Annotated in this window: 17 protein-coding genes; 10 read left to right on the forward strand and 7 right to left on the reverse strand. The window is 69.8% G+C overall.

What is annotated here, in order from left to right; translation table 11 throughout:
- Positions 1-25 precede the first annotated feature (25 nt).
- Both ACGFH6_RS43225 and ACGFH6_RS43230 read left to right on the forward strand, forming a co-directional pair.
- Positions 26-778 carry a DeoR/GlpR family DNA-binding transcription regulator gene (locus tag ACGFH6_RS43225; RefSeq protein ID WP_393396907.1) on the forward strand — a complete coding sequence of 251 codons (753 nt, stop codon included), beginning with the start codon at positions 26-28 and terminating at the stop codon, positions 776-778.
- Entirely contained in the window at positions 775-1,944 is a 1,170-nt protein-coding gene (locus ACGFH6_RS43230; protein ID WP_393396909.1) for an MFS transporter, read from the forward strand. The genes ACGFH6_RS43225 and ACGFH6_RS43230 overlap by 4 nt, the downstream gene beginning before the upstream one ends.
- On the opposite strand, the gene ACGFH6_RS43235 is transcribed toward ACGFH6_RS43230, so the two are convergent.
- The gene (locus tag ACGFH6_RS43235; protein WP_393396911.1) at positions 1,928-3,040 is read right to left on the reverse strand and encodes a trans-sulfuration enzyme family protein; all 1,113 of its coding nucleotides are present in this window, start codon (positions 3,038-3,040) and stop codon (positions 1,928-1,930) included. The genes ACGFH6_RS43230 and ACGFH6_RS43235 overlap by 17 nt on opposite strands.
- Positions 3,030-3,761 carry a TetR/AcrR family transcriptional regulator gene (locus tag ACGFH6_RS43240; RefSeq protein WP_393396913.1) on the reverse strand — a complete coding sequence of 244 codons (732 nt, stop codon included), beginning with the start codon at positions 3,759-3,761 and terminating at the stop codon, positions 3,030-3,032. Before ACGFH6_RS43240 ends, ACGFH6_RS43235 begins: the two co-directional genes overlap by 11 nt.
- Before the next feature lie 109 nt (positions 3,762-3,870).
- On the opposite strand from ACGFH6_RS43240, the gene ACGFH6_RS43245 reads away from it, so the two are divergent.
- The 3 genes from ACGFH6_RS43245 to ACGFH6_RS43255 all read left to right on the forward strand — a co-directional run bounded on the left by ACGFH6_RS43245 (position 3,871) and on the right by ACGFH6_RS43255 (position 6,969).
- Positions 3,871-5,088 (forward strand): cytochrome P450, encoded by a 1,218-nt coding sequence (locus ACGFH6_RS43245; protein ID WP_393396915.1) that lies wholly within the window; start codon positions 3,871-3,873, stop codon positions 5,086-5,088.
- Positions 5,089-5,146: 58 nt separating this feature from the next.
- On the forward strand, positions 5,147-6,277 hold the full coding sequence (locus ACGFH6_RS43250) for a D-alanine--D-alanine ligase family protein (protein ID WP_393396917.1): 1,131 nt from the start codon (positions 5,147-5,149) through the stop codon (positions 6,275-6,277).
- Positions 6,278-6,381: 104 nt separating this feature from the next.
- Positions 6,382-6,969, forward strand: coding sequence for a dihydrofolate reductase family protein (locus ACGFH6_RS43255; RefSeq protein WP_393396919.1), 588 nt, complete (start codon positions 6,382-6,384; stop codon positions 6,967-6,969).
- Here the strand turns inward: ACGFH6_RS43255 and ACGFH6_RS43260 are convergent.
- The 4 genes from ACGFH6_RS43260 to ACGFH6_RS43275 all read right to left on the reverse strand — a co-directional run bounded on the left by ACGFH6_RS43260 (position 6,964) and on the right by ACGFH6_RS43275 (position 9,441).
- Positions 6,964-8,166: an RNA polymerase sigma factor gene (locus ACGFH6_RS43260; protein WP_393396921.1), complete on the reverse strand. Its 1,203-nt coding sequence runs from the start codon at positions 8,164-8,166 to the stop codon at positions 6,964-6,966. The genes ACGFH6_RS43255 and ACGFH6_RS43260 overlap by 6 nt on opposite strands.
- A gap of 5 nt (positions 8,167-8,171) precedes the next feature.
- Entirely contained in the window at positions 8,172-8,588 is a 417-nt protein-coding gene (locus tag ACGFH6_RS43265; protein WP_393396923.1) for a YciI family protein, read from the reverse strand.
- Between the two features lie 122 nt (positions 8,589-8,710).
- Positions 8,711-9,175, reverse strand: coding sequence for a DUF3515 domain-containing protein (locus ACGFH6_RS43270; RefSeq protein ID WP_393396925.1), 465 nt, complete (start codon positions 9,173-9,175; stop codon positions 8,711-8,713).
- Positions 9,176-9,207: 32 nt separating this feature from the next.
- Positions 9,208-9,441 (reverse strand): Lrp/AsnC family transcriptional regulator, encoded by a 234-nt coding sequence (locus tag ACGFH6_RS43275; RefSeq protein ID WP_198682133.1) that lies wholly within the window; start codon positions 9,439-9,441, stop codon positions 9,208-9,210.
- Between the two features lie 130 nt (positions 9,442-9,571).
- Between ACGFH6_RS43275 and ACGFH6_RS43280 the strand changes: the two genes are divergently transcribed.
- The 3 genes from ACGFH6_RS43280 to ACGFH6_RS43290 are packed head-to-tail and all read left to right on the forward strand — an operon-like array spanning position 9,572 to position 11,950.
- Positions 9,572-10,534 carry a thiamine-phosphate kinase gene (locus tag ACGFH6_RS43280; RefSeq protein ID WP_393396928.1) on the forward strand — a complete coding sequence of 321 codons (963 nt, stop codon included), beginning with the start codon at positions 9,572-9,574 and terminating at the stop codon, positions 10,532-10,534.
- Between the two features lies 1 nt (position 10,535).
- Positions 10,536-11,345 (forward strand): bifunctional hydroxymethylpyrimidine kinase/phosphomethylpyrimidine kinase, encoded by an 810-nt coding sequence (gene thiD / locus ACGFH6_RS43285; protein ID WP_393396930.1) that lies wholly within the window; start codon positions 10,536-10,538, stop codon positions 11,343-11,345.
- Positions 11,342-11,950 (forward strand): DinB family protein, encoded by a 609-nt coding sequence (locus ACGFH6_RS43290; RefSeq protein WP_393396932.1) that lies wholly within the window; start codon positions 11,342-11,344, stop codon positions 11,948-11,950. Before thiD ends, ACGFH6_RS43290 begins: the two co-directional genes overlap by 4 nt.
- Here the strand turns inward: ACGFH6_RS43290 and ACGFH6_RS43295 are convergent.
- Positions 11,940-13,097 (reverse strand): ROK family protein, encoded by a 1,158-nt coding sequence (locus ACGFH6_RS43295; RefSeq protein WP_393396934.1) that lies wholly within the window; start codon positions 13,095-13,097, stop codon positions 11,940-11,942. The genes ACGFH6_RS43290 and ACGFH6_RS43295 overlap by 11 nt on opposite strands.
- Before the next feature lie 48 nt (positions 13,098-13,145).
- On the opposite strand from ACGFH6_RS43295, the gene ACGFH6_RS43300 reads away from it, so the two are divergent.
- Together ACGFH6_RS43300 and ACGFH6_RS43305 are read left to right on the forward strand one after the other, a co-directional pair.
- Complete coding sequence (locus ACGFH6_RS43300; RefSeq protein ID WP_393396936.1) at positions 13,146-13,769, forward strand: HAD-IA family hydrolase; 624 nt, start codon at positions 13,146-13,148, stop codon at positions 13,767-13,769.
- Positions 13,766-15,022: an MFS transporter gene (locus tag ACGFH6_RS43305; RefSeq protein ID WP_393396938.1), complete on the forward strand. Its 1,257-nt coding sequence runs from the start codon at positions 13,766-13,768 to the stop codon at positions 15,020-15,022. The genes ACGFH6_RS43300 and ACGFH6_RS43305 overlap by 4 nt, the downstream gene beginning before the upstream one ends.
- Positions 15,023-15,027 lie beyond the last annotated feature (5 nt).

Consider the following 15,027-nt stretch of genomic DNA (forward strand, 5'->3'; position numbering starts at 1 on the left):
CGTGAGGAGCGCAGAACGGCATCAAGTGATCGTAGAACGACTTCGGGGCGTTGACCGAGTGTCCGTCCAGGAACTGGTCGAGGCGACCGAGTCGTCGGACATGACGATCCGCCGCGACCTCGACTTCCTGGCCGCCCAGGGCGTTCTCAAGCGCGTCCACGGTGGTGCCGTCCCGGCCATGGCCTCGGGTGTCGAGCCGCCGTACTCGCTGCGGGCGCAGGCCGCCGTCGCCGCCAAGCGTGCGATCGCGCGCGTCGCGGTCGAGCACATCCACGACGGCGAGACGATCGTCCTCGACAGCGGTACGACGGCGCTCGAGGTGGCCAAGCTTCTGCACGATCGCGCGGTGACCGTCATGCCGCTCTCGCTCCACGTCGCGCACGAGTTGGCGGACGCACCACGGATCCGGCTGCTGATGCCCGGGGGAGAGGCGCGTCGAGGCGAGCTTGCTCTGGTCGGTCCGCTGACGGTCGCGTCGCTGCGGGCGCTGCGCTTCGACCTGGCCGTGCTGAGCCCCTGCGCGTTCAGCCTCGACGCCGGACTGACTGCGTTCGACCTGGGCGACGCCGAGGTCAAGCAGGAGGCGATGGCCGTCGCCGCTCGCTCGATGGTGCTGGCCGACGGCGCGAAGTGGGATCGCGCCGCCTTGGCCTACGTCTGTCCGGCCGACGACCCAGACCTGATCATCACCGACCCGACCGCGCCCGAGGACCAGCGCACGCTGCTGGCCCAACGCGGCGTACTGGTCGAGGTTGCCGCTTTGGAGGACGTTTCTTGACCGCCACCGATCTGCGTTCGCAGACCGCACCGCCAAGAGCCGCCCGTGTCGCCACCTGGCTGTACTTCGGCCTGAACGGGTTCGCCGTCGGTATGTGGGTCGTGCACATCCCCAACATCGAGCACGCCACCGGCATCTCGCACAGCACGCTCGGGCTTCTGCTGCTGGTCCTCGGCGGCGCCGCCTTCACCGGCATGCAGGTGGCCGGCCCGCTGGTGGACCGCCTCGGCCAGCGACGGCTGGTGCCCGCGGCCGGCGTACTGCTCGGCATCGCTCTCGCCGGTCCTGGCCTGGCGACGAACTGGTGGACGCTCGGCCTGACGCTGATTCTCATCGGCTTCGGCAACGGCTCGATCGACGTCGGGATGAACGCCCAGGCGGTCGTGGTGGAACGCGGCTACCCGCGCCCGATCATGGCAGCCTTCCACGCGATGTGGTCGATCGGCGGCGCCATCGCGGCGCTGATCGGTGCCGCCACGCTGCGAGCCGGCGTACCGACCGAGGTCACCCTCGGCCTGGCGGGCGCGCTCTGCATCGTCATCGCTCTCGCCGCCAGCCGGTTCCTGATCGAGGCGACCACTGACGGGGCCGACGAGCCGGCCGAGGAGCGGGCGAAACCGCCCGGCAAGCTGGTCTGGGCGCTCGGCGGGCTCGCGTTCGGCCTCATGCTCGCGGAGGGTGTGGCCAACGACTGGGCCGCGCTGCACTTCCGCGACATCCTCGGTACGTCGGTCAGTACGGCGGCCTACGCGTACGGCGCCTTCGCGGTGGCGATGACCGTCGGCCGGTTCCTCACCGACCGGGTCGCCGCGGTGGTCGGCCCGGCGGCGATCGTGAGGTGGGGTGCCGCGATGGCCGCGGTCGGTCTGACCATCGTGATCGTCGTACCGTGGGTGCCCGTCGCGCTCGTCGGCTGGGCGTTGTTCGGCCTCGGCCTGGCCGGCGGCGTACCGCAACTCTTCACTGCCGCCGGCAACCTCGACCCCCGTGCCGCCGGCGCCCTGATGGCACGCGTCGTCGGACTCGGGTACGTCGGTCTGCTCGCGGGCCCGGCGCTGATCGGTGGGCTCGCGCACTGGATGCCGCTGAACGTCGCGTTCATCCTGCCGCTGGTGCTCTGCGTGCTGACGTTCCTCGGCGGGCCGGTGCTCAAGTCGCGGTCTTGAGCGCGTGCTCCAGGTCGGCCCAGAGATCGTCGGGATGCTCGATCCCGACCGCCAGCCGGATCAGGTCCACCGGGATCGTCTCGACCTCCATCGCCCACCGGCGACGGCGTTCGAGCATCGACTCCACGCCACCGAGACTGGTCGCGTGAACCCACAGTTCGGTGCTCTCACAGACGCGCTGAGCGTACTCACCATCGCCGCCCAGTTCGATGGACAGGATCGCGCCGAAGCCGGACATCTGCGCGGCGGCGCGGGCGTGGCCGGGGTCGTCCGGTAGGCCGGGGTACCGCACGCGGCTCACGCGCGGGTGCTGAAGGAGACGCTCGGCCAGGAACGCGGCGTTGGACTGGGCACGCTCGAGCCGCAGCGCGAGGGTCCGCAGTCCGCGGAGGCCCAGCCAGGCCTCCATCGGGCCGGGGATCGCGCCACTGCCGCGGCGGCGGAGCTCGATCGCGGCCCACAGGTCCTCGTCGGCGGTGATGACGGCGCCGAGGATGACGTCGGAGTGACCGGCGATGAACTTGGTTGCCGAGTGCATCACGACATCAGCACCGAGCTTGAGCGGCTGCTGCAGCAGCGGGGTCGCAAACGTGTTGTCGACGACAACGGTGGCGCCGGCGTCGTGACCAGCGGCTGAGAGCGCGGGGATGTCCGCGACCTCCATCGCCGGGTTGGTCGGTGACTCGATCCACAGCATGTCGGCGCCTGCGACCGCTTGGATCACGGCGTCGGTGTCCGCGATGTTCACCTTCTCCACGCGCAGGCGGCCGGATGCCGCGTGCTGGTCGAGGAGGGCGAGGACACCGGAGTACGCGTGCTGTGGTGCGACGATCCGGCCACCGACGGGAACGAGATCGCACACCGCCGCGACCGCTGCCATCCCGGAGGCGAAGGTCAGTCCACGACCGCCTTCGAGCGCGCCGAGGGTCTCCTCGAGTGCGGTCCACGCGTCGTTGCCGAACCGTCCGTAGCCGCGGTCACCGCCCGCGACGTACGTCGAGCTGAACACCGGCGAGTCGCCGACCGGCGCGTTCGGTACCCGCTCGGGGCGGCCGGCGTGGACGACGACGGTGGAGGGATCGAGATCAGAGGCCATACGGGGAATTGTTCCGCCCACCGTCCGCTTCGCTCCGGGCGGGGGAGGACGGGAGCGGGCCGGGCAGTCGCGGACCGGCCGCCGGGAGGGGGATGCCGCCGCCGCGGAGCAGGCTCATCGCGCGGCGCGCCAGCACCTTGACCTCGGTGTCGTCCGGATTCTCCACCCAGATCCGTACCACCGTCTCGATGATGTTCATCGCGATCCCGGCCGACAGCGCGGCGGTGAACTCGACCTGCCGCGGGTCCGAACTCTGTTGGCGGGCTGGGCCGGGCTCGGCACGTTGGCGGACCGGGCCGGAGAGCCGGCGGACCAGCTCGTCGGTGAGGTCGTTGCGGAACCGCCAGATCAACTCGTTCAGGTGGGCGCTCACCGACGCGGTCTGACCGGCCAGGTCGAACACCGCGCGCACCCGGTCCGGGTTGCTCTCCAGCCGCTCCAGCACCCGCTCGATCACCGACTGCAGGCCGTCGGGCAGGGCGATGATCACCGGCTGCCCGCGGAACCAGCCGACGGCGTCCATCAGGCAGTCCTCGACGAACTCGAGGACGAGAGTCTCCTTGGTCGGGAAGTACCGGTACAGGGTGCTCGGACCAACCTCCGCGGCGGCGGCGATCTGTTCCACCGTGGTCCGGCCGAAGCCGTGGTCGGTGAACAGCTCGAACGCCTTGTCCGCGATCAGCCGGCGGGTCCGCTCCCGCTTGAGTTCGCGCAGTCCCATCTCCACCTCCGCGGGCAGAGTACCGGTTGGCCGACTCGCCAGTAATGCTTCGCAGTCGGCAGTCTCGGTCATATGGTAGTCACTACCAGAATCTGCGGAAAGGGTGCCGATGACCGACACGTTCCCCGTCAACCGCCCGTCCGGGTGCCCGTTCGACCCCGCGAGCGAGTACGCCGCGCTGCGCCGTACCGAGGGTCCGTCGAAGGTCTCCACCCCGGCCGGCGTCGACGCCTGGGTCTTCAGCCGGTACGACGACGTACGCACGGTGCTGCGGGACGACCGGCTGAGTTCGCGGTCCGCGCCGTCGGACCACGTCCGGGTGGACGCGGACCTGGAGCGGGAGGTGGACTCTGGCTCGGTCCTGCACAACGACGGCACGGCGCACCGGCGGCTGCGCCGGCTGCTGGCGACCGAGTTCGCGGTCAAGCGGATGGAGGCGCTGCGGCCGCGGATCGTGCGGATGATCGAGGACCACCTGGACGCGATGCTCGCGGTCGGCGGGCCGATCGATCTGGTGCAGGCGTTCGCGCTGCCGATCCCCTCGCTGGTGATCTGCGAACTGCTGGGCGTGCCGTACGCGGACCGGGACGAGTTCCAGCAGCGCAGCGCGGTCCTGGTGGCGATCGACCGGGATCCGGACGAGATGATGCGCGTCAGCGGCGAGCTGAACCAGTACATCGTCGGTCTCGTCCTCGCCAAGCAGGCCGAGCGGGAGGACGACCTGCTGTCGCGGCTGATCACCCGCGGCGAGGAACAGGGTCAGCCGCTGACCGTGCCTGAACTGGTGTCGATCGGCATCACGCTGCTGATCGCCGGCCACGAGACGACGGCGAACATGATCGCCCTCAGCACCCTCGCGTTGTTGCGCAACCCGGAGCAGCTCAAGGCTCTGCGGGAGGATCCCTCGCTGGCGCCCGCCGCTGTCGAGGAGCTGCTGCGGTATCTGTCAGTGGTTCAGTTCGGCGTGTTCCGGCACGTGACGGACGACCTTCCGGCCGGCTCCCGGACGATCGAGGCGGGTGGGTTCCTGATCGCGGCGCTGTCGTCGGCCAACCGCGACGAGCGCGCGTTCCCAGACCCCGATCGGCTCGATCTGACCCGCAACGCGGCCGGTCACGTGGCGTTCGGTTTCGGTCCACACCAGTGCCTCGGACAACAGCTGGCCAGGGTGGAACTGCAGGAGGTGTTCACCCGTCTGTACCGGCGGATCCCGACGCTGCGACTCGCCGTACCGTTCGAGGAACTCGAGTTCAAGGACAACACCTTGGTGTACGGCGTGACCGCGCTCCCGGTCACCTGGGACACGCCGCTACCGTCCGAAATCTGAACAGCTCTTAACCGAACCCAGATCGGAACCTGATCGCCGGGCCGCTACAGTCGAGCCGGTGAGTGAGTACTCGAGGGAACAACGCAAGCCCCGCGTCGCCGTGGTCTTCGGCGGACGGTCGAGCGAGCACGCCATCTCCTGTGTGACCGCGGCCAACGTGCTGCAGGCGATCGACCGCGACGTCTACGACGTGGTCCCGGTCGGCATCAGTACCAGCGGTCACTGGGTGCTGGAAAGCGGTGATCCGGAGCGCCTGTCGATCACCGACGGCAAGCTCCCGGAGGTCGACGTCACCGCGATGCCGGTGCTGTTCGGCGCGAACCGCGAGCTCGTGGTGAGCGAACCGGGGACGGTACCGAGCACGCTCGGCGAGGTCGACGTGGTGTTCCCACTCCTGCACGGGCCGTGGGGCGAGGACGGCACCATCCAGGGCCTCCTCGAGATGTCCGACATCCGGTACGTCGGCTCCGGCGTCCTGTCCAGCGCGGTCGGCATGGACAAGCACTACATGAAGGTCGTCTTCCAGGCCGCCGGCCTCGAGGTCGGGCCGTACGTCGTGATCCGCGACCGTGACTGGATGCGTGACGCGGAGGCCTGCCGCAAGGCGGTGGACGCGCTCGGCTACCCGGTATTCGTGAAGCCGGCCCGCGGCGGGTCGAGCCTGGGCATCAGCAAGGTGAACAGCCGCGACGAGCTCGACGACGCGGTCGTCGAGGCCCGGGCCCACGACCCGAAGGTGATCGTCGAGGCGTCGGCGAACGACCCGCGCGAGATCGAGGTCGGCGTCCTGGGCGGCCTGGACGGTGCGCCCGCCGAGGTCAGCGTGTGCGGCGAGGTCGCGGTCTCCGGTGGCGGCCACGACTTCTACGACTTCGAGACGAAGTACCTGCCGGAGGGTGAGGAGTACCTCGCGCTCTCGGTGCCGGCCGACCTCCCGGCCGACGTCGCCGCGGACATCCGGGCGAAGGCTCTGACGGCGTTCGACGCGATCGAGGCCGAAGGCCTGGCCCGTGTCGACTTCTTCCTCGATGCAACCGGCCGGGTTGTCATCAACGAGATCAACACGATGCCCGGCTTCACCCCCACGAGCATGTTCCCCCGCTTGTGGGCCGAATCCGGGATCGACTACCCAACCCTGGTCAACCGCCTCCTCACGCTGGCTCTGACCCGCCCCACCGGCCTCCGCTGACGGCCTTCCCCGCCTTTCAGGCTCTGAAAGTGGCCTGAAAGGCGGTCGGCCTACGGTCGCGGACGTGGGGTTGCCCCCACGCCGGACCAGGAGGGGAGCAGGTCATGTCCAAGTCGGTGCTCGACATGTCGGTGTCCGTTGACGGGTACATCGCGGATCTCGACGACTACCTCGGTGGAGCCGACGGGCATCGGCTGCACAACTGGTTCGCCGAGGACGCCGAGGTGAATCGGCCGGCTGGGCCCGAGTCGGAGTTCTTCGACGAGTGGAACGGCTGTGGGGCGGTCCTCGCGGGGCGTCGTACGGCCGAGCTGATGGATCACTGGGGTGGCGATCACAACGGAAGGCCGATCTTCGTGCCGAGTCACCGGCCGCCCGGACCCGCCGCGCGGTGGGGATATCCGCTGGTGACGTACGTGCCGGACGGCATCGTGAGCGCGATGAAGCAGGCCAAGGCGGCCGCCGGCGACCGCGACGTCCAGGTCCGCGGTGGGTCCACAGGTCAGAGCGCGCTGGAAGCCGGCGTCCTGGACGAGATCCAGATCCACCAGGTCCCGGTCCTGCTCGGCCGAGGCCACCGCCTGTTCGACATCCTCCCCACCGAGATCGAGCTACAGATCATCCGCGTAGTAGACACACCGTTAGCAACCCACATCCGCTACCAGGTGATCACCCCCACACCGCAGCTATAGGCGGTTGGCTCGGGTGTGGAGGTAGCGCTGTTGGGGGACGCTGGTGGTTTTGGTTGCTGCTTCCTCGTAGGCGGCTCGGGCTGCGGTGGTGTCGCCGGACATTTCCAGTAGGTGCGCGCGGACGGCTGCCAGGCGGTGGTCGTTGGCGATGCGGTCGTCGTCTTCGATGGTGCTCAGTTGCTTGAGACCCTCGTCCGGTCCCCGCGCCATCGCGACCGCGACGACGTGGTTGAGCGCGACCATCGGGTTGTCGGTCAGCTGGAGCAAGACCTCGTACAGCGCAAGGATCTGCGGCCAGTCGGTCTCCTCCGCCGACGCGGCCTCGTCATGTACGGCGGCGATCGCTGCCTGCAGCTGATACGGACCCACCGGGCCTCGCGGCAGCGCCGCGGTGATCAGCCCCACTCCTTCCTCGATCAACTCAGAGATCCACAGCGACCGATCCTGCTCGTCCATCGGGACCAACTCACCCAGCGGCCCGGTCCGCGCCGGCCGGCGCGCATCCGTCAGCAGCATCAGCGCGAGCAACCCCGTCACCTCGCTGTCGTCCGGCAGCAACCGGTGCAGCATCCGTCCCAGCCGGATCCCCTCCGCCGACAACTCGACCCGCTGCAGACTCGGCCCCGTCGTACTCGCGTAGCCCTCGTTGAAGATCAGGTATACGACCTTCAGCACCGCGCCGAGCCGCTCGTCCCGATCCGCCGGTAGGGCGAACCGCGCACCGCTGGCGCTCACACTCGCCTTCGCCCGGGTGATCCGCCGCGTCATCGTTGCCTCCGGCACCAGGAACGCTCGGGCGATCTCCGCGGTGGTCAGACCGCCGACCGCCCGCAACGTCAACGCGATCTGCGACGCTGGCGACAGCGACGGGTGGCAGCACATGAACAACAGGATCAGCGTGTCGTCGGTGTCCGCGATCGGTTCGCTCGGGCCGGCCGCCCACCGCGCCATCCGGTCCTCGCGCCGCTGCCGAGCCTGCTCGCGGCGGAGCAGATCCGTCAGCCGGCGGGAGGCCACCGTGATGAGCCACCCGCGCGGACTGTCCGGTACGCCGTCCTCCGGCCACTGCTGCGCCGCCGCGAGCAGCGCCTCCTGCACCGCGTCCTCCGCGGTGTCGAAGTGCCCGTACCGCCGGACCAGCGCCCCGAGCACCTGCGGCGCCAGTTCACGCAGCAGGTCCTCGAGAGCTGCGGACATGACGATCAGTCCAGCATCTCGTCCCGGCCCTCGACCACGGGCCGGATGTCGGCGTACGCGGTCGCGCGGACGAACTCGGGCGCCGGTGTGTCGCCGAGCCTGGAGGCGATCTCGGTCGCCCGGTCGAAGGACTCGCACTCGACGATCCAGTACCCGGCGAGCACCTCCTGGGTCTCGGCGTACGGACCGTCCGTCACCACCGAGGCTCCGTCCTTCGAGCCGAGCCGCCGGGTGAGCACCGGCGCGGCCAGCGCGCGGGTCTCGACCAGCTCACCGGACTCGGCCAGATCCGCGTTGAACTTCTCCATGAACGCGCCCATCGCGGCGAAGTCCTCGGCCGTCCAGGCGGGCTTGCCCGTGTCCTTGCCGGACATCCCGTCGTAGTCCTGCTGCGACGCGTAGGTCAGGATCATGTACTTCATCGGAGTCTCCCGTCGTCCGGGCACCCACCGCGGGTGCCTCTCAGCCGATACGTCGCCCCCGCCGGACCGAACCGGACACCGAGTGCGGACGAATTTCCTTCTCGACAGGGAGTATGCCGTCGTCAGGTACAGGGAGTGATGACTTTGTCGAACCTGTGGATAGCGTCCGCGACGTCGGTCAGCGCGTTCGCCTCGGGCTTGTACTTCGCCGGGACCGCGACCTCGACGTAGACCTTGCGGCCGATGGTCGTGAAGATGGTCCCGTTGCCGGCCTCCTTGGCGAACCAGCCGACGCCGTTCACCTCGAAGCACTGCGACTGCGCCTCGGCCATCCCCGCCGGCGGTGCGACTCCGCAGGTGACCTCGATCGGCGGATCGCCGTACGCGGTGGTCAGCGGGCTGGGCGGCTCGGTCTTGCGGCGGTCGGCGTCCAGTACGTGGTCGGGCAGCGCCGCCACCAGCGGCTCACAGACCGCAGCGACCTCGGGCGCGGGAGACGGTACGGCGACGGGTACGGCCCCCGGACTGCACGCGGTCAGAACGACCAGACCGGCCAGACCGAGTGCGGCGAACAGGACTTTGGGCATGCTGAAGGACGGCGGGACCTCGGGCAACCAGCTCAGATGTGAACGACGGGACAGGTCAGGGTGCGGGTGATGCCAGGCACGTTCTGGACCCGGGCAACGACCAGCTTGCCCAGTTCGTCGACATTGCGGGCTTCCGCGCGGACGATCACGTCGTACGGACCGGTGACGTCCTCGGCCAGGGTGACACCCTGGACCTCGGCGATCTGTGCGGCGACGTCGGCCGCCCGGCCGACCTCGGTCTGGATCAGGATGTAGGCCTGGACCACCACGTCGTTCTCCACTCAGTCGTCCTCAGCTGGCTCCGGCCGCGGTACTGGGCGGCGGCCGGGCGTACTCTTCGTTGCCCGGTCACGGTACCGCCTAGACTCCCACTGGCGATATGGGAGGTCTGCTGACGTGACAGAGACGTTGGGGAGCACGGGTGAGTTCGGCCTGATCGAGGCCGTCACCAAGGGGCTGTCCACAGGTGAGGACGTCCTGGTCGGGCCTGGTGACGACGCGGCCGTGGTGGCGGTGCCGGACGGGCGGATGGTGATCACGACGGACCTGCTGGTGGAGGGCCGCCACTTCCGCCGGGACTGGTCGTCGGCGTACGACGTGGGCCGCAAGGCCGCCGCGCAGAACCTGGCCGATGTGGCGGCGATGGGCGCCCGGCCGACCTCCATGGTCGTGGGCTTCGGCGCACCGGCCGACCTGGCGACCGCTTGGGCGCTGGAGCTCAACCAGGGCCTGGCGGACGAGTGCGAACTGGTCGATGTGCACATCGTCGGCGGCGACACCGTGCAGTCGGACAAGATCGTCGTTTCGGTGACGGCCTTCGGGTCGCTCGACGGCCGCGCACCGGTGCTGCGCTCCGGCGCGCGCCCAGGTGACGAGGTCGCCTACATCGGCCGGCTGGGCTGGGCCGAGGCCGGCTACACGGTCCTGACCCGCGGCTTCCGTTCGCCCCGGTCCGTCGTGGAAGCGCACCGCCGCCCGCAGCCGCCGTACGTGGAGGGTCCGCGGGCCGCGCTGGCCGGTGCGTCGTCACTGTGTGACGTGAGCGACGGACTGCTCTCGGATCTCGGCCACATCGCGACCCGGAGTCAGGTGGTCATCGACGTACACTCGCACGCGCTGGCCGTGCCGGAGCCGCTGCAGGCGGTGGCGGCCGCGACAGGTGTCGACGCGCTGAAGTTCGTGCTGACCGGTGGTGAGGACCACGCACTGGTCGGCACGTTCGAGCCCGCGGACGTACCCGAGGGCTGGACCGTCATCGGCTCGGTTGCTGAGGGCAACGAGGAACGGCCGGCCGGAACGGTCACCGTGGACGGCGCGGCGTACGCCGAGGAGTCCGGTCACGCCCACTTCAGGAGCTGAGATGAGTCGATTGCCCAGGGTGCTCACGATCGCCGGTTCGGACTCCGGCGGCGGAGCGGGGATCCAGGCCGACCTCAAGTCCATGCTGGCCAACGGTGTGCACGGCATGAGCGTGCTGACCGCGATCACGGCGCAGAACAGCCTCGGCGTGCAGGGTGCGTGGGAGCTGCCGGAGGAGCAGGTCCGCGCCCAGTTCCACAGTGTCGTGGACGACATCGGTGTGGACGCGGTGAAGACCGGCATGCTGGCCTCTGCGCGGATGGTCGGCGTGGTGGCGTCCCTGCTACGGACGCTGCCGCCGTCCGTGCCGGTGGTGGTTGACCCGGTGTCGGTGTCCAAGCACGGTGATGCGCTGCTGGCCGCTGACGCCATGGACGCCATTCGGACCGAGATCGTGCCGCTGGCAACCGTCCTGACGCCGAACCTGACCGAGCTCGGACCGGTCGCCGGAATCGAACTGGAGACCATCGAGGACCGTGAGCTCGCCGCGAAGCTGCTCATGGACGGCGGAGCCACGTGGGTCCTGGTGAAGGGCGGCCACGACGTCGGTACGGCGGCAGTGGACGTGCTGCACGGTCCGGGGGTACGACGGTCCTACAGCGCGGTCCGGGCGGACAACCGGCACACCCACGGGACCGGATGCACCTTGGCCAGCGCCATCGCGTCGTACCTGGCGCGTGGGTACGACGTACCGAGTGCGGTCGGTGCCGCGAAGGAGTACGTGACCGGGGCGATCGTGGCCGGGTTCGCACTCGGTGGTGGAATCGGTCCGGTCGATCACGCGTGGAGATTTCGAGGGAGTGGCAGTTGACGAAGCAGCAGCCCCCGGTGGACGGGTACTGCGAGCAGTGCGGCTTCAACTACGACACGGGTGACCTGCAGGGCACGGTGACCCTGCTCATCCGGCAGGCGGCGGACTGCAGCATGGCTCTGACCAAGGCCGCGGCCGGTCCGGATCCGAACGTCGTACGGCTGCGACCGGAGCCTGACGTGTGGTCGGCGATCGAGTACGCCTGCCACGTGCGCGACGTACTCGAGACGCAGCGGCACCGGATCGCGCAGTGCCTGGCCGAGGACCGGCCGGTGTACGCGCCGATGGACCGGACCGGTCGGGTGAAGCAGCTCAAGTACGAGGACCAGGACCCGATGGAGGTGGCGGCCGCGCTGGTGCGGTTCGCCCGCGAGTTCGGTGCGGCCGCCCGGGTGCTGACCCCGCCACAGCTCGGCAAGCTCGGCCTCTACAACTACCCGGTGCGTGCGCCGCGCACGCTGGGCTGGATCATCCGGCACACCGCCCACGAGATCCAGCACCACCGGCTCGACCTCATCACCATCCTCGCGGAGGTCGAGCCCCCGATCGTCTCCAAGGCCAAGCCTGAACCACCTCCGGCAGTGGAGGAGACCACTACTGACTAGCGGCCCAGGTCGCTATGGAGGGCTCGCTGGTGAGGTGGTCGAGTGCCAGCGCTGCCGCACCGCGGAGCGGGCCGTCTGGTTGGTGCGTGGCTGACAGGACCGGCGGGGGAGAGCTGCGGTGGAAGGTCATCAGACCGGCTAGGTAGGCCTGCTCGAACGACGTCTCGGCGGCAGCGCGGAGTGGGATGGCCAGACCGCCCAGCGTGACCACGTCGGGGTCGTGTGCGTTGACCAGACCGGCGATGCCGGTGCCCAACGCCGTGACCACCTTGGCGACTGCCCGGGCCGCTGCACGGTCGGTGCGACGGAGCACAGCCTCCGCGTAGGCGTACGGATCGTCCGGTGCGGTCTCCTTGAGATGCCTGGCCAACGCGCGCCCATCAATGTCCAGGTCCCAGCAGCCGCGTGCACCACACGGGCAGGACCGGCTGCGATCCCCGAACGGGACATGCCCGTACTCACCGCCGGCGCCCGACGCCCCCTGCGCTGGTACGCCGTCGATGATCAGAGTGCCGCCAAGACCCACCTCGACGATGAGGTGCAACGCCGTACCGGCTCCCGCGGCAGCACCCGTGCGCGCTTCGGCCACACCGCTCAGGGTCGCGTCGTTGCCGGCGAGCAGAGGTACGCCGGTCCGAGCTGTGACGGTCTCGAGGTCGAGCTCGGCCCAGTCCAGCGTCGGCGCCTGCATCAAACGGTTGTCCCGGATGGTGCCCGGCGCCGCCAGGCTGACGACCCGCAACCGAGCACCGTATTGCCCGTGTGCCCGTTCTACCTCCTCCTGCAGGTTGCTGAGCACGACCTGGGAACGTCGGCTCCGATGCCGCCTGGACTGCTGCTCCAGGAACGACCCGTCGAGCGTGACCACAGCACTCCGCCAACTGCCCTGTCTCAGGTCCAGCGCGAGCGCCACGGGCCCTTGCGGGTGCGCCCGCAGTACCGTCGTCGGCCGTCCCCGCCCTTGGCTGGGCGCCGGAGCCTCGGTCAGCAGCCGTACATCGCGTAGCCGAGCGGTCACCTCGGTCGCCGAACTCGTGCTCAGCCGCAGCTCCCGCGCCACCGCGGCACGCGTGATCCCCGGCTGACGGCTCATCCGCACCAGTACGTCGGAAGCCGTCTGCCACTGTCCCCGGCGCACTGGAGTCATAGCATCCTTCTACCTTATGCTCGTGGGACGAGTTTAATTGGAGGGGTGATGGGGCTTCCCGACATCCGCGCGGTGCTGTTCGACATGGACGGCACCCTGGTCGACTCCGACGGAGCCGTCGACCGGACCTGGACGCTCTGGGCGCAGGAGTACGGCGTACGGCCGGCCGACGCACTGGCGATCGCTCACGGCAGTCCGTCCGAGGCGACGATCGCGCGGCTGCGACCCGATCTCGCGCCGGCGGAGGTGTCCGCGGCCGCGGCCCGGCTGCTGGATCTGGAGTGCGAGGACCTGACCGACGTCGTGCCTGCACCCGGTGCCCACGAGTTGATCGAGGTGCTGGAACGGCTCGGTCTGCCGTGGGCCGTCTTCACGAGTGCGTCCACCCGGCTGGCGAAGGTCCGCCTCGGAGCTACCGGGATCTCTCCGTCGATCCTGGTCACCGTCGACGACGTCAGCCGCGGCAAGCCGGATCCGGAGGGGTATCTGCGGGCCGCCGAGCTGGTCGGCGTGCCTGCTGAGCAGTGTCTGGTGGTCGAGGACACCGAGGTCGGTTTGGCTGCCGGCCGCGCGGCCGGTGCGGTCACGGCCGGCCTGAAGGGTACGACCGCCGACATCGAGCTGGCCGACTTGCACCGCCTCGTCGCGCTGTTCACCGCTCAAGTCGAATGAGCGCCGAGATCCCCGGAGCGCGCATCCGCCGTGATGAGGTCCAGATCGGAATCGGGCTCTCGTCGATGGGGTTCGTGCTGGCCGGACTGGGAGCCTGCATCGCGATCCTGGCGCGCGATCTGGACGAACCAACCAGTCGGTTGGCCCTGCTGTCGTCGGGTTTCGCGATCGGCCTCCTGATCGTCGCGCTGGTCGGTCCACGCCTGCTCCGCACCTGGCCGATCACCACCGTCCTCGCGCTCGGGTCAGTTGTCTGCTCCGCCGGCATAGTGCTCCTCGCACTGGCCCCGGTGTACGCCGTGGCGGTCGCTGGCGGACTGTGCATCGGCCTGGGCGGCGCCCTGCTCGTCCTGGTCGCCCCACTGATGCTGAACGGTCCCACGGCGGCTGCCCGTCTCAGCCGGGTCAATGCGGTCGCCAGCGGCACCGGCATCCTCGCCCCACTCGCCATTGGTGCGCTCGACTCACTGGGTCCCTCCGGCCGCCTCGCCATCCTGGCCGCTGTCCCACCCCTGCTCCTCCTGGCCGTCCTCACCTGGCGCACGGCCTCACCATCGCCTCCGGTCAGGGAGACGCCCGTACCTGTACTCATCGACTCGGCGCCGGCGGTCGGTCTCGGCAAGCGGTGGTCCGGACGCGGTCTCAAGGGACTCGTGCCTCGCAGGCTGGGGAGGGCGGTGGTTCTGGAGGTCGGTCGCGGCTGGCTGCGGATCGTGCTGGCCGTCGCGGTCGAGTTCTGCTTCGTGGTCTGGGCGGTGGCCCGCCTGGTCTCCACCGGGTTGCCGACAGCAACAGCTGCCCTGCTGGGAAGTGCCTTCCCCATCGGCATGGCGGTCGGCCGGGCGATCGGCCCGATCCAATGGCGGGCATGGTCTCCGGTCGTACCCAGTGGACTCCTGGCGATCGCCGGCACGTTGCTCGTCAGTCTGTTCGACTCGCCCGCGGCAGTGGCGCTCGGACTGGGAGTGGCCGGCTTCGGCATAGCGCCGCTCTACCCGGTCACCCTCGCCGCCCTGGTCGCGACACCCGGTCTCAGCCCCGCCCGCCTCGCAGCCGTCGGAGCCCTCGCCTCCGGCATCGCCATTCTGATCGCCCCGGCTCTGCTCGCCGTACTGGCTCGCGTCCTCGACCTCCGTACGGCGTACCTCGTCACCCTCCCGCTCCTCGCAACCCTCTTCGTCCTGAGCCGCGGGCCGAGACGCTCTCGGCGCCAGCGTGCGGCGACAAGGCTGCGGTCGGGTCACGTAGCATGACGGGC

Source organism: Kribbella sp. NPDC049227 (assembly GCF_043197265.1).
GTDB lineage: Bacteria > Actinomycetota > Actinomycetes > Propionibacteriales > Kribbellaceae > Kribbella.